Genomic DNA, 13,138 nt, shown 5'->3' with positions numbered 1-13,138 from the left:
GGACTCGAAGTCCCGCCGGGCCGCCGTTCGAGGAGCGGGCCCCGTTCGAGGAGCGGGCCCCGTTCGAGGTGCGGGCCGCCGTTCGAGGAGCGGGCCCCGTTCGAGGAGCGGGCCGTCAGTCGCCGCAGCAGGCCCCGCCCGCCGGAGCGGCCAGGGGCAGCGCGGCCGGGGCACCGATGCCCGGCAGGCCGAGCATCACCCCGGCCGGCTTGGCCGCGGGCTTGGCCTGGCGCTTCTCCCAGGCGTCGCCGGCCCGGGTGCGGCGCACCGCGAGCGACGGGCCCTCGGCGAGCAGGTGGTGCGGGGCGGCGTAGGTGATCTCGACGGTCACCACGTCGCCCGGGCGCACCGGCTCCGTCGGCCTGCTGAAGTGCACCAGCCGGTTGTCGGGGGCGCGGCCGGAGAGCCGGTCGGTCTTGTCGTCCTTCTTGCCCTCGCCCTCGGCGACCAGGATCTCCAGGACGCGGCCGACCTGCTTCTTGTTCTCCTCCCAGGAGATCTCCTCCTGGAGGGCGATCAGCCGGTCGTAGCGGGCCTGCACGACGGCCTTCGGCACCTGGTCCGCCATCTCGGCGGCCGGGGTGCCGGGGCGCTTGGAGTACTGGAAGGTGAAGGCGTTGGTGAAGCGGGCCTCGCGGACGGCGTGCATCGTCTGCTCGAAGTCCTCCTCCGTCTCGCCGGGGAAGCCCACGATGATGTCGGTGGAGATCGCCGCGTCCGGCATGGCCTCGCGGACCTTCCGGATGATCCCGAGGAAGCGCTCCTGGCGGTAGGAGCGGCGCATCGCCTTGAGGACGGTGTCGGAGCCGGACTGCAGCGGCATGTGCAGCTGGTGCATCACGTTCGGCGTCTCGGCCATCGCGGCGATCACGTCGTCGGTGAAGTCGCGCGGGTGCGGCGAGGTGAAGCGGATCCGCTCCAGGCCCTCGATCTGGCCGGCGGCGCGCAGCAGCTTGGAGAAGGCCTCGCGGTCGCCCAGGTCGGAGCCGTAGGCGTTGACGTTCTGGCCGAGCAGGGTCACCTCGATGACGCCCTCGTCCACCAGCGCCTCGATCTCGGCGAGGACGTCGCCGGGGCGGCGGTCCTCCTCCTTGCCGCGCAGCGCGGGGACGATGCAGAAGGTGCAGGTGTTGTTGCAGCCGACGGAGATGGCGACCCACGCGGCGTACGCGGACTCACGGCGGGTCGGCAGGGTGGAGGGGAAGGTCTCCAGCGACTCCAGGATCTCGACCTGGGCCTTGCGCTCGACCGCGGCCCGCTCCAGCAGCGCCGGCAGGTGGCCGATGTTGTGGGTGCCGAACACCACGTCGACCCAGGGGGCCTTGCGGACGATGGTGTCGCGGTCCTTCTGGGCGAGGCAGCCGCCGACGGCGATCTGCATGCCCTTGTGGCGGGTCTTGACCGGCGCCAGCTGCCCGAGGTTGCCGTACAGCTTGTTGTCGGCGTTCTCCCGCACCGCGCAGGTGTTGAACACGACCAGGTCCGGGTCGCCCTCCTGCCCGGCCTTGACGTAACCCGCGTCCTCCAGCAGGCCGGACAGCCGCTCGGAGTCGTGGACGTTCATCTGGCAGCCGTACGTGACGACCTTGTAGCTCTTCAATCCGCTCTCACCGCTCACCAGACCAGGGTACGGGCAGCCGCGAAGCGCTTTTCCCCCACCGTTTCCCCTCCCGTTCCGGCGGAGCGCCTGGCAGTATCCCTGCATGACCCCCACCACCCCGTCCCGTCTCGGCGCCGCCGTCCGCACCGCGGCCCGCAGCCCGCTGTGGCGGACGGTGCTGGTGCTGGTGCTGCTGGTCGCGGGGCTGGGCGGCTGGTGGCTGTCGGCGGGCCGCTCGCCCGGCTACCCGCGCGGCGAGACGCGTTTCGCGACCGGCGTGCAGCGCGGCGTCTACGACCGGTACGGGCAGTTGCTGGAGGCCCACGTCGCCAAGGCCATGCCGGGGGTGCGGCTGGCCCTGGACAACACCGAGGGCTCGATCGACAACCTGGCCCGGGTGACCAGCGGCCAGGACGACTTCGCGATCGCCACCGCCGACGCCGTCGCCGACTACCAGGGCCCGGGCAAGGACCGGCTGCGGGCGATCGCACGGCTGTACGACGACTACCTCCAGCTGATCGTCCCGTCCTCCTCGACGGTGCACCGCACGGCCGACCTCAAGGGGCTGCGGGTCGGCGTGGGCCTGCCGCAGTCCGGGGTGAACCTGGTGACCAGGCGGCTGCTGGCCGCAGCCGGTCTGGACCCGGACCACGACATCGTCCCGGTGTCGGCGGGCGTCGGCGACGCCGCCGACCAGCTGCGCGAGAACAAGCTCGACGCCTTCTTCTGGTCCGGCGGCCTGCCGACCAGCGCCCTCACCGACCTGTCCGACCACATGCGGATGCGGGTCGTGCCGCTGGGGGACCTCGCCGGGGCCATCCACAAGATGGAGGGCGGCGGCACCGACGCCTACCGGGCGGCCACCATGCCCAAGGGCACCTACCCGAACGCCGACCCCAAGGACGCCGTCGCCACCGTGGCCGTGCCCAACCTGCTGATCACCCGGGACGACGTGGACCCGGGCCTGGTCGAGGGCATGACCCGGGCGGTGATCGACAGCCGCGACCAGATCGGCTCCCAGGTGCACGCCGCCCAGCTGGTCGACCTGCGCACCGCCGTCTACACCGACCCGCTCCCGCTGCACGAGGGCGCGGCCCGCTACTACCGCTCGGTGAAGCCCTGAAGGTGGAGCCCTGAAGGTGGAGCCCTGAGATCCACCGCTCAGTGAGGCCCGGAAGCCCGGAAGCCGTACGGGCGCTGCGGGCCCGTACGGGCTACCGCTTCTCCGGCCGCGGCACCGCCAGCGTCACCGCGAGCCCGGTCGGCTCGACCGGGGCGAAGGCGAGCGAACCGCCGCCCGCCGCCAGCAGGGTGCGGGCGATCGACAGGCCGAGCCCGGAGCCGTCCACGTTCTGGTGCCGCGGGCTGCGCCAGAAGCGGTCCCCGGCACGGGGCAGCTCGTCCTCGGCGAGGCCGGGCCCGGCGTCCGTGACGGTCACCGCGACCTCGTCCCGGCGCACCGAGACCTTCAGCCGCACCCCGCTGCCGGCCGGGCCGAACTTGAGCGCGTTGTCCAGCACGGCGTCCAGGGCGGAGCCGAAGCCGATCGGGTCCGCCATGCCGACGGCGAGCGCCGGGCCCTCCCAGCTCAGCTCGATCCCGCGCTGCTCGGCGACCGGCCGCCAGGCGTCGACCCGGGCCAGGGTGAGCGCGGCGAGGTCGGTCTGCTCGGGTTCGGGGCGGGCGTGCTCGGCGGTGGCCAGGCCGAGCAGGTCGTCCAGCACCCGGGCCAGCCGGACGCCCTCCTCCCGGACGCCGCCGAGCTCCTCCTCGTGCCCCTCGGGCAGTTCCAGCCCGAGCACCTCGACTCGCAGCAGCAGGGCCGCCAGCGGGTTGCGCAGCTGGTGCGAGGCGTCCGCGACGAAGGCCTTCTGCTGGTCCATGGCGAGCACCACGTGGTCGGCCATCTCGTTGAACGAGCGGGCCAGCCGCTGCAGCTCGGGCGGGCCGCCGCCGGGCGCTACCCGGGCGGCCATCCGGCCGGTGGCGATGTCGTGGGTGGCCCGGTCGAGGGTGCGGACCGGGCGCAGCACCCACTCGGTGAGCCGGCCGGCCAGCAGCACCGCGACGATCATCGCGGCGGCCTCGCCGGCGCCGATCACCAGCCAGCTGTGCAGGATCCGGGTGCGCAGCGCCCCGGTGGGGGACTCGCTGAGCACCACCGCGACCACGTCGCCGTCGCGCACCACCGGGGTGGCGACGGTCAGGGTGCGGTCGTCGGTCCACGGCCAGACCTGGGGCGGGTTGTGGCTGCGCCGCCCGTCCAGCGCCTCCTGAAAGGCCTGCGCGCCCCAGCCGCGGGGCACCCGCCAGTCGGCGGGGGCGGCGGCGATCGGCACGCCGTCGCGCTGGAAGATGCCCAGCCGCACGCCGTACAGGTCGTGGTAGCGGCGGACCTCGGCGTCGATCGCGCGCCGGCGGCTGACGTCGCCGGGGGCGGGCTCCGGGTCGCCCTTGAGCGCGGACTCCACCGCCGAGGGGCCGGAGGTGGGCAGGTCCTGGGCGAAGCGGGCGGCGTCGTCGAGCCGGTCGACGACCACCCTGCTCTGCTCGGCCGCCGCGACCGCCGCCGCGAGCGGCAGCCCCAGGGCGGCCAGGACGCAGAGCATGAGGGCGATCAGGATGCCGAGCAGGCGGGTGCGCACGTGCGGTCAGCGCTCCGCGGGGGCGGGCGGGGCCGGGTCCGCGGCGGGTGCCGGGGACTCCGGGATCAGGCGGTAGCCGACGCCGCGGACGGCCTCGACCAGGCCGGGCAGCGCGAGCTTGTTGCGCAGCGAGCCGATGTGCACCTCCAGGGTGCGCCCGTTGCCCTCCCAGCCGCTGCGCCAGACCTCGCTGAAGATCTGCTCGCGCCGGTAGACCACGCCGGGGCTCTGGGCGAGCAGGGCGAGCAGGTCGAACTCCTTGCGGGTGAGCGGCACGTCCCGGCCGTCCACGCTGACCCGGCGGCGCTCCCGGTCGATCCGGATGCCGCGGGACTCCAGCGGGCCGCGCTGCTGCGGGACGGCGTCGGGCGCGGGCACCGCCACCGAGGCGGGGGCGGCGCCGCGGCGGGCCACCGCGTGGATGCGGGCGAGCAGCTCGCCCATGTCGTAGGGCTTGGTGACGTAGTCGTCGGCGCCCAGGTTGAGGCCGTGGATCCGGGAGCGGATGTCGGCGCGGGCGGTGACCATGATCACCGGGACGCCGCTGCCGGCCCTGATCCGGCTGCACACCTCGAAGCCGTCGCGGTCGGGCAGCCCGAGGTCGAGCAGCACCACCCGGTACGGGTCGCTTCCGTCCGGCACCAGGGCGTCCAGCGCCTCGTGCCCGCTACGGGCGTGCCGGACCTGGAAGCCGTGCCGGCCCAGTACCGCGACCAGCGCGGCGGCCACGCGTTCGTCGTCCTCGACGAGCAGCAATCGCATCCTGTTCTCCTCCTTCCCCCACCTGATCGCCGGGACCGCCTGGTCGGGCCCCGGTCCTGCGCAGTATGAGCCAGTGGGCGGCCCGGCGCCAGGCTCGGTCGCCCGACGGCTGCCACGGGGCGGGGCGCGCCGGCGCGGACGCCGGCTGTCACATGCCCCGTTGGCGCCCCGGCGAACAGCCCGCGAGCAGCGTGTGGCCGTTTCGTGATCCTCAAGTTCCGCTCAGATCGGCTGACGGCACGTCGTCATCACTCCTATGGTCGGCCCACCGGGGGCTGCGGCTCCGCCGGTCGCGGCTCCCGGATTTCGTACCACCATTGCCGCCCAAGGGAGTTCAGACTTTCACGGGCCGACACGAGGGAGCAGGCGCGATGGCCGAGAATCCGGTCGAGGACTCCACCCCTGCAGCCGCCCCCCTGGTCGTGCTGAGCAGCGTGAACAAGCACTACGGCGCGCTGCACGTCCTCCAGGACATCGACCTGAAGATCGTCCAGGGCGAGGTCGTGGTCCTGATCGGGCCGTCCGGCTCCGGCAAGTCGACGCTCTGCCGGACGATCAACCGGCTGGAGACCATCGACTCCGGCACGATCACCATCGACGGCCGCCCGCTGCCCGACGAGGGCAAGGAGCTGGCCCGGCTGCGCGCCGAGGTCGGCATGGTGTTCCAGAGCTTCAACCTGTTCGCGCACAAGACGGTGCTGGAGAACGTCGTCATCGGCCAGGTCAAGGTGCGCGGGATCGCCCGGGCGCAGGCCGAGAAGACCGCCCGCGGGCTGCTGGAGCGGGTCGGCGTCGGCGCGCAGGCGGACAAGTTCCCCGCCCAGCTCTCCGGCGGCCAGCAGCAGCGCGTGGCGATCGCCCGGGCGCTGGCGATGAAGCCCAAGGTGATGCTCTTCGACGAGCCCACCTCGGCCCTCGACCCGGAGATGGTCAACGAGGTGCTGGAGGTCATGCGCCAGCTGGCCGCCGACGGCATGACGATGGTCGTGGTCACCCACGAGATGGGTTTCGCCCGCTCCGCCGCCAACCGCGTGCTGTTCATGGCCGACGGCCGGATCGTCGAGCAGAACACCCCGGACGCCTTCTTCACCGCGCCGCGTTCCGACCGTGCCAAGGACTTCCTCTCGAAGATCCTCCACCACTGACGCTTCGAGACCACGCGGGGCCGCCGCCGGCAAGGACGCCGGGCGGCCCTGCCCGTGCACGCACCTTCCAGACGCCAGAGCCCGGTTAGCCGTGGCCCAGCTCCCAGGAGAACAACCCTCATGAGGACTCGTCGCACCCTCGCCGTCGCGCTCTGTGCCGTCGCGCTCACCGCCACCGCCGCCTGCGGCAAGGACGGCTCCCCCGGCGCCACCGCCGCGAGCAGCGGCAACGCCCCGGCGCTGCCCACCTACACGGTCAAGACCGACGTCAAGATCGACTCGGCGATCCTCGCCGAGGCGAAGAAGCGCGGCCAGCTGATCATCGGCGCCAAGGCCGACCAGCCGGGACTGGGCTTCGAGGACGTCGCCAGCGGCGACCGCAGCGGCTTCGACATCGAGATCGCCAAGATGGTCGCCGCCGACCTCGGCTTCAGCCCGCAGCAGATCAAGTGGCAGACGCTGGTCTCCTCGCAGCGCGAGCCGGCCATCGCCAAGGGCCAGATCGACTTCTACGTCGGCACCTACAGCATCAACGACGAGCGCAAGAAGACGGTCTCCTTCGCCGGCCCGTACTACATCGCCGGTCAGGACTTCCTGGTGAAGGCCGACAACACCTCGATCACCGGCCCGGAGAGCGTCGGCGGCAAGAACGTCTGCACCGCCACCGGCTCCACCTCGATCAAGAACATCCAGCAGTACAACCCGAAGATCACGCAGTTCGACACCTACTCGGCCTGCGTCGAGAAGCTGCTGTCCGGCGAGGTCGACGCGGTCACCACCGACGACGCGATCCTCAAGGGCTACGCCTCCAAGTACGCCCCCAAGCTCAAGGTGGTCGGCAAGCCGTTCACCAAGGAGAACTACGGCGTCGGTCTCAACAAGGACGACGCGGTCCTGCGCAACGCCATCAGCGACGCGCTCAAGGCCCACGAGGACAACGGCGACTGGAAGAAGGCCTACGACGCGACCCTGGGCGCGTCCGGCTCCGCCGCGCCGGCCGTGCCGGCCCTCGAACGCTACTGATCCGGTCCACGCCCGACCATCCGTCCTGACCATCTGATGAGAGGAGGGCCGCCGGATGGGGTTCCTGTTCGAGCAGGACAACTTCGCGTTGTTCCGCGACGGCTTCCTGCAGACGATCGAGCTGAGCGCGCTCAGCGCCCTGCTCGCCCTGCTGCTGGGCACCCTGCTGGCGGCCTTCCGGGTCTCCCCGGTGCCGGTCCTGCGTGCCTTCGGCACCACCTGGGTCACGCTGTTCCGCAACACGCCGCTGACCCTGCTGTTCTTCGCCGTCACCTTCGGCCTGCCGCCGCTCGGGGTGCACTTCAGCCACCTCACCTTCGCGGTGCTGGCGCTCGGCGGCTACACCGCCTCGTTCGTCTGCGAGGTGATCCGCTCGGGCATCAACACCGTGCCGCTCGGCCAGGCCGAGGCGGCCCGCAGCCTCGGCATGAGCTTCGGCCAGACCCTCACCCTGATCATCCTGCCGCAGGCCACCCGGACCGTCCTGGCCCCGCTGAGCAGTGTGTTCATCGCGCTGCCGAGGAACTCGGCGATCGCCGGCGCCTTCAGCGTCAGCGAGCTCTACAGCGTGCAGCAGACCCTCTCCGAACGCGGCTACGCGATCTTCGGGATCTTCTTCTGGGTGGCCTGCGCCTACCTGGTGATCAGTGCCACGGTCGCCACGCTGTTCCGCGTCCTGGAATCCCGACTGGCGGTGGCCCGATGAGCAACCTCTTCACCCGCACCCCCACGGCCAGCGTCCTCTACGACGCCCCCGGCCCGCGGGCCCGCACCCGGTACCAGCTGTTCGGGGTGCTGGCGCTGATCGGCGTCGCCGCCCTGCTCCAGTACGTCTTCACCGCGCTCTCCGACAACGGCCAGTTCGACCCTCATCTGTGGGACGCGTTCCAGTACAACACCGTCCAGCAACGCATCGCGGACGGCCTGCTCTCCACCCTGGAGGCCTTCGGCCTGGCCGCGCTGTTCTCGCTCACCCTGGGCGGCCTGCTCGCCGCCGGACAGCTCTCCGACCACAAGCCGGTCCGCTGGGCGGCCGTCGGCTTCGTCCAGTTCTTCCGGGCGATGCCGCTGCTGATCCTGATCGTCGCGCTCTACTACGCGTTCTTCGCGAAGGAGCCGATGTGGGCGCTTGTCATCGGCCTCACCCTCTACAACGGCTCGGTGCAGGCCGAGATCATCCGCAGCGGCGTCAACGCCGTCCCGCGTGGCCAGGCCGAGGCGGCCTACGCGCTCGGCATGCGCAAGACCCAGGTGATGGCCGGAATTCTGGTGCCGCAGGCGATCCGCTCGATGCTGCCCTCGATGATCGGCCAGCTGGTCGTCACCCTGAAGGACACCTCGCTCGGCTTCGTCATCACCTTCAACGAGCTGCTGTTCGTCGGCAAGGCGATCGCCAGCCAGCCGATCAACGCCGCAGGCTTCCCCTACATCCCCGTGGTGCTGGTGATCGGTCCGATCTACATCGCCATGTGCCTGCTGCTGACCGCCCTCGCCCGGTGGATCGAAGCGCGCGGCCGTCGCGGCGCGAACCGGCGCACTTCAGCTGCTGCTTGACGCACACGCAGGTGAACTGTTGCATTGCTCTTCGTGACACCTCCCGGGAGCATCCACGCGGCATATGCGGCAGCGGTAACTGACGCCGGCCCATCGGCCGGTTCGTGCCCGGAGGTCACCGCATGGACCCGGTGATCGTGGTCGGGGCCGGACCGGTCGGTCTGGCCCTGGCCCTCGCCCTCGCCCGGCACGAAGTGCCGACCATCGTCCTGGACGAGGGCTCCGGGCTCTGCCCCGAGGGCCCGCGCAGCGTCGTCCTCGGGGCCGACACCGCCGCCTTCCTCACCCGGATCGGCTACCCGCGGGCCGTCTCGGACTCCGCCCTCTGGGACTCCTTCACCGTCTGGCGCCGCCGCCAGGAGGTCCTGCGGATCGACCTCACCGACTCCCCCGCCTTCCACCTGCCCCAGCACCGCCTCCAGCGCGGCCTGCGCGACGCCCTCACCGGCACCCCGCTGGTCCGGCTGGTCCCGCTGAGCCGGGTCGTCGAACTCGAACAGGACCGCGACGGCGTCAGCGTCCGCACCCACGGCACCCAGGACGGCTCCAGCACCTGGTGGCGCGGCAGCCACCTGGTCGGCTGCGACGGCGCCAGATCCGCCGTCCGCAAGCTCCTGAAGATCCGCTTCCCCGGCCGCCCCGCCGTCGACCGCAACGCCATCGCCACCGTCCGGGTCGACCTGCCCTTCCACGAGGCCCGGCTGCACCGCGAGCCCCCGTGGCGCGGCGACCGCGAGGCCTCCGCCCGCCCGCTGCCGGACGGCGTCTGGCGGCTCGACTGGCGGCTGCCCCCCGGGCGGCCCGCCCCCACCGAAACCGTCGACCCGCACGCCACCTGGCCCGGCGTCGTCACCGGCGACACCCTGCTCACCCGGGTCACCGCCACCCTCACCGGCTGGTGCGGCGAACTCCCCCGCTTCGACCTGCTCGCCGCCGCCGACCACACCGCCCAGCAGCGCCTCGCCGCCCGGTTCCGCAGCGGCCGCTGCTTCCTCGCCGGCGACGCCGCCCACCTGCACGGCGCGCTCGGCATGCAGAACCTGGCCGACGGGCTGCGCGACGCCGACAACCTCGCCTGGCGGCTCTCCCTCGCCTGGCACCTCCACTCCGGCGGCCCGCAACCCGGCGGCTCCCTGCTGGACGGCTACGAGGCCGAACGGCGCGGCGCGGTCGGCGCCCGGCTGCGCGCCGTCGACCAGTCCATGCCGCTGCTGCGCCCGCTGCGCGGCTGGCAGCAGACCCGGCGCTCGCTGCTGGTCGGCGGCTTCCGCAAGCACGCACCGCTGCTCGCCGACGGACAGCTCGGCACCGGCCGCTTCGGCGGCGCGCCCGCCTACCCGGCCGCGCCCTCGGGCGTCCCCGGCCGGGTGCCGGTCCAGCGCGGCGCCCGCGGCACCACCTCGCTCAGCGAACTGCTGCCGGCCACCGCCCCCGGCGTGCTCGTCCCGGACCTGCCGGTGCTCGCCGCCGACGGCACCCCGGACCACCTACACGCCCGGCTCGGCGTCACCTTCCTGCTGCTGCTGGTCGCCCCCGGCACCGCCGTCTGGTCCGCCGAGCACTGGCTGGGCGCCGGCCTGATGCCCCGGCTCGCCGAGGTCGCCGCCGCGCTGCCGGTGCCCGCCGAAGTGCTGGTCACCGAGGAGTACCCGGAGGCCGGGCCGCACACCGTGCTGCTGATCCGGCCGGACGGGCACCTGGTCGGCGCCACCCAGGGCGCCGCCGCCGAGGACCTGCTGGCGCTCGCCGACCGCGCCCGGGGCGGGCCGGCCCCGCTCGCCGGCGCACCCGAACCCGAGCCCGACCAGAGCCCAGCGCCGGAGCCCGCCGCCCGCCAGGCGCCCCAGCAGGTGGACTCCCCCAGCGCGTAGGGCCCTGGCGCGCGCCCCGGGCGTGCACCCCTGGCGCGGGCCCCGGGCGTGCGCCGGACAGGGCCCAACTCTTGGCCTAACTCGCCACCGCGATGGCCCGGCTCTCCCGGACCACCGTCACCCGGATCTGGCCCGGATAGGTCAGCTCCTCGGAGACCTGCCGGGCGACCTCCCGGGCGATCAGCTGCGCCCCGAGGTCGTCCACCTCCTCCGGCCGCACCATCACCCGCACCTCGCGCCCCGCCTGCATCGCGTACACCTCGGCCACGCCCTCGTGCGCGCGGGCGATCTCCTCCAGCCGCGCCAGCCGCCGCACGTACACCTCCAGCGACTCCTTGCGCGCCCCGGGCCGCCCGCCCGAACAGGCGTCCGCGGCCTGCGTGAGCACGGCCTCCACGGTGCGCGGCTCCACCTCGCCGTGGTGCGCGGCGATCGCGTGCACCACCTCCGGGGACTCCCCGTGCCGGCGGGCGAAGTCCGCGCCGACCGCCGCGTGGCTGCCCTCGACCTCGTGGGTGAGCGCCTTGCCGATGTCGTGCAGCAGCGCCGACCGCCGCACCGGCTCCGGGGCCACCCCGAGCTCGGCGGCCATCATCCCGGCCAGGTGCGCGGACTCCAGCAGGTGCCCGAGCACGTTCTGCCCGTACGAGACCCGGTAGCGCAGACTGCCCAGGGTGCGGACGAGCTCGGGGTGCATCCCGCCGACCCGGGCGTCCAGCAGGGCGTCCTCACCGGCCCGGACGCAGCACTGCTCGACCTCCTCGCGGCTGCGCTCGTGGACGTGTTCGATCCGGGTCGGGTGGATCCGGCCGTCCTCGACCAGTTGTTCCAGGGTGAGCCGGGCGGTCTCCCGGCGGACCGGGTCGAAGCAGGAGAGCTGCACCGTCGCGGGGGTGTCGTCGATGATCAGGTTGACGCCGGTGACCGCCTCGAAGGCCCGGATGTTGCGGCCTTCGCGGCCGATGATCCGGCCCTTCATGTCTTCGCTCGGCAGCCGGAAGACGGTGACCGCCGTCTCGGCGGTCTGCACCGACGCCAGCCGCTGGATCACCCCGGCGAGGATGCCCCGGGCCCGGCGCTCGCCCTCCTCCCTGGCCTCGCGCTCGATCTCCCGGACCGTGACCGCGACCTCCCGCCGGGCCGTGGTCGCGGCCTCGCGCAGGAGTTCGGCGCGGGCCTGCTCGGCGGAGAGTCCGCCGGCCCGCTCCAGCACCGCCACCCGGCGGGTCACCAGCGCCTCGGCCTCGCCCCGGGTGCGCTCCAGTTCGGCGGAGCGCACGGCGAGTTCGTCCTCCCTGGTCCGGACCCGGCGCAGCTCCTCGGCCAACTGCTCCTCGCGCCTGGCGAGTTCGGCCCGCTGCCGGGAGGTCTGCTGCTCGGCCCAGTCGCGGACGCGCTCGGCCTCGACGCCGGCGCGCCGCTGGGCGGCCCGGAGCCGCTTGGCCAGCAGCCCGACCAGGACGGCGAGGAGCAGCAGGACGGCGCCGGCCGACCCGGCGAGTGGCAGCAGGGAGGTGTCCGGTCCGGTGCCCGCAGAGATCCTCATGCCGCCCACTCCCCGTCACCGCTGTCCGCCGCCCGGCGTGGACCGCCGTCCGGAAGCGCCCCCGCACTGAGTGCGAGGCTAGGTGCGGGTCACGAAACGGTCAAGACTCGACCTGGACTGGACCAAGAAGCGTACGCAATGGCTACCGGACGGCCACTAGTCCCTCCCGGTTCCTGACGGTTCGCCCGGCTCCTCCTCGTCCAGCGCGCTCCGCACCACCCGGAACGCCAGCCCCTCGGAGTAGCCGCGCCGGGCCAGCACGCCGACCAGCCGCCGCATCCGGACCTGCGGGTCCAGCCCCCGGGTGGACCGCAGCTTGCGGTCGACCAGCGCCCGGGCGGCCTCGGTCTCGTCGTCGTGGTCGAGCTGGGCGACGGCCTGTTCGACCAGGTCCGCGGCCACGCCCTTGGTGCGCAGTTCCTGGGCCAGCGCCCGCCGGGACAGGCCCCGGACGGCGTGCCGGGACTCCACCCAGGCCGCGGCGAAGGCCGCGTCGTCGATCAGCCCGACCTCTTCGAGCCGGGTGAGCACCTCGTCGGCGACGTCGTCCGGGATCTCCCGCTTGCGCAGGGCGTCGGCGAGCTGTTTGCGGCTCTTGGCGGCGCCGGTGAGCAGCCGCAGGCAGATGTCGCGGGCGCGGGTCTCGGGATCGGCCGTCTCCTCGGCCCCGGCCCGCTTCCGCCCGGTTCGGCCGGTACGGGCGGAGGGGTCGTGCGCGTCGCCCGGAGCGCCTGTCTCGTCCGAGGCGTGCCCGGCGGAGCGCCCGGCCGCAGCGCGCCGCCCACGACGCGCGCCGGGACCGGTGTGCGGGGCCGGGGCGGTCACACCCCCGTGACCGACCGCCCCGGCCTCGCTCCGGTCCTCGCCGGCCGCCGCGGAGCCGGCCGCGGCGATCTCCTCGGCCGCCCGTGCCGAGCGCCGCCGGCGGCGGGCGGTGGGCGGTGCGGTGGGGGGGTCCCGCCCGAGCGCGCCGACCGACGGCGCCGGCGGTG

The 13,138-nt window shown here is 73.6% G+C and carries 11 protein-coding genes; 6 read left to right on the top strand and 5 right to left on the bottom strand.

Annotation, left to right across the window (positions count from 1 at the left end):
* Positions 1-115: 115 nt before the first annotated feature.
* Positions 116-1,618 (bottom strand): tRNA (N6-isopentenyl adenosine(37)-C2)-methylthiotransferase MiaB, encoded by a 1,503-nt coding sequence (gene miaB / locus ACFV6I_RS30080; protein WP_279634927.1) that lies wholly within the window; start codon positions 1,616-1,618, stop codon positions 116-118.
* Positions 1,619-1,703: 85 nt separating this feature from the next.
* Between miaB and ACFV6I_RS30075 the strand changes: the two genes are divergently transcribed.
* The gene (locus ACFV6I_RS30075) at positions 1,704-2,723 is read left to right on the top strand and encodes a TAXI family TRAP transporter solute-binding subunit (RefSeq protein ID WP_079135875.1); all 1,020 of its coding nucleotides are present in this window, start codon (positions 1,704-1,706) and stop codon (positions 2,721-2,723) included.
* Between the two features lie 91 nt (positions 2,724-2,814).
* On the opposite strand, the gene ACFV6I_RS30070 is transcribed toward ACFV6I_RS30075, so the two are convergent.
* A complete protein-coding gene (locus ACFV6I_RS30070; protein ID WP_380336421.1) occupies positions 2,815-4,245 on the bottom strand; it encodes a sensor histidine kinase in 1,431 nt (476 codons plus the stop codon).
* A gap of 6 nt (positions 4,246-4,251) precedes the next feature.
* A complete protein-coding gene (locus tag ACFV6I_RS30065; RefSeq protein ID WP_380428665.1) occupies positions 4,252-5,007 on the bottom strand; it encodes a response regulator transcription factor in 756 nt (251 codons plus the stop codon).
* Between the two features lie 371 nt (positions 5,008-5,378).
* Between ACFV6I_RS30065 and ACFV6I_RS30060 the strand changes: the two genes are divergently transcribed.
* From ACFV6I_RS30060 to ACFV6I_RS30040, 5 genes are all read left to right on the top strand, one after another.
* On the top strand, positions 5,379-6,152 hold the full coding sequence (locus ACFV6I_RS30060; protein ID WP_063349329.1) for an amino acid ABC transporter ATP-binding protein: 774 nt from the start codon (positions 5,379-5,381) through the stop codon (positions 6,150-6,152).
* Positions 6,153-6,272: 120 nt separating this feature from the next.
* The gene (locus tag ACFV6I_RS30055) at positions 6,273-7,175 is read left to right on the top strand and encodes a glutamate ABC transporter substrate-binding protein (protein WP_380336426.1); all 903 of its coding nucleotides are present in this window, start codon (positions 6,273-6,275) and stop codon (positions 7,173-7,175) included.
* 55 nt (positions 7,176-7,230) lie between these two features.
* Positions 7,231-7,881, top strand: a complete 651-nt coding sequence (locus ACFV6I_RS30050; RefSeq protein ID WP_063349327.1) for an amino acid ABC transporter permease — start codon at positions 7,231-7,233, stop codon at positions 7,879-7,881.
* Positions 7,878-8,729 (top strand): amino acid ABC transporter permease, encoded by an 852-nt coding sequence (locus tag ACFV6I_RS30045; protein ID WP_380428664.1) that lies wholly within the window; start codon positions 7,878-7,880, stop codon positions 8,727-8,729. Before ACFV6I_RS30050 ends, ACFV6I_RS30045 begins: the two co-directional genes overlap by 4 nt.
* Positions 8,730-8,851: 122 nt before the next feature.
* Positions 8,852-10,600: an FAD-dependent monooxygenase gene (locus tag ACFV6I_RS30040; protein ID WP_063349325.1), complete on the top strand. Its 1,749-nt coding sequence runs from the start codon at positions 8,852-8,854 to the stop codon at positions 10,598-10,600.
* A 76-nt stretch (positions 10,601-10,676) separates the two neighbouring features.
* Here ACFV6I_RS30040 and rny read toward each other — a convergent pair whose 3' ends face one another.
* Both rny and recX read right to left on the bottom strand, forming a co-directional pair.
* Positions 10,677-12,146, bottom strand: a complete 1,470-nt coding sequence (rny, locus tag ACFV6I_RS30035; RefSeq protein WP_380428663.1) for a ribonuclease Y — start codon at positions 12,144-12,146, stop codon at positions 10,677-10,679.
* A gap of 156 nt (positions 12,147-12,302) precedes the next feature.
* The gene (gene recX / locus ACFV6I_RS30030) at positions 12,303-13,040 is read right to left on the bottom strand and encodes a recombination regulator RecX (RefSeq protein ID WP_380428666.1); all 738 of its coding nucleotides are present in this window, start codon (positions 13,038-13,040) and stop codon (positions 12,303-12,305) included.
* Positions 13,041-13,138 lie beyond the last annotated feature (98 nt).

This window comes from Kitasatospora sp. NPDC059803 (assembly GCF_042732255.1).
In the GTDB taxonomy this organism is placed as follows: domain Bacteria; phylum Actinomycetota; class Actinomycetes; order Streptomycetales; family Streptomycetaceae; genus Kitasatospora.
The sequence above is the reverse complement of the archived record's forward strand: the minus strand, read 5'-3'. Positions and strand labels throughout refer to the sequence as shown.

Bases quoted from the DNA above. Each gene is read 5' to 3' on its own strand.
- ACFV6I_RS30075 (WP_079135875.1), top strand. From the start codon at position 1,704: ATGACCCCCACCACCCCGTCCCGTCTCGGCGCCGCCGTCCGCACCGCG.
- ACFV6I_RS30065 (WP_380428665.1), bottom strand. From the start codon at position 5,007: ATGCGATTGCTGCTCGTCGAGGACGACGAACGCGTGGCCGCCGCGCTG.
- ACFV6I_RS30060 (WP_063349329.1), top strand. From the start codon at position 5,379: ATGGCCGAGAATCCGGTCGAGGACTCCACCCCTGCAGCCGCCCCCCTG.
- ACFV6I_RS30055 (WP_380336426.1), top strand. From the start codon at position 6,273: ATGAGGACTCGTCGCACCCTCGCCGTCGCGCTCTGTGCCGTCGCGCTC.
- ACFV6I_RS30050 (WP_063349327.1), top strand. From the start codon at position 7,231: ATGGGGTTCCTGTTCGAGCAGGACAACTTCGCGTTGTTCCGCGACGGC.
- ACFV6I_RS30045 (WP_380428664.1), top strand. From the start codon at position 7,878: ATGAGCAACCTCTTCACCCGCACCCCCACGGCCAGCGTCCTCTACGAC.
- ACFV6I_RS30040 (WP_063349325.1), top strand. From the start codon at position 8,852: ATGGACCCGGTGATCGTGGTCGGGGCCGGACCGGTCGGTCTGGCCCTG.
- rny (WP_380428663.1), bottom strand. From the start codon at position 12,146: ATGAGGATCTCTGCGGGCACCGGACCGGACACCTCCCTGCTGCCACTC.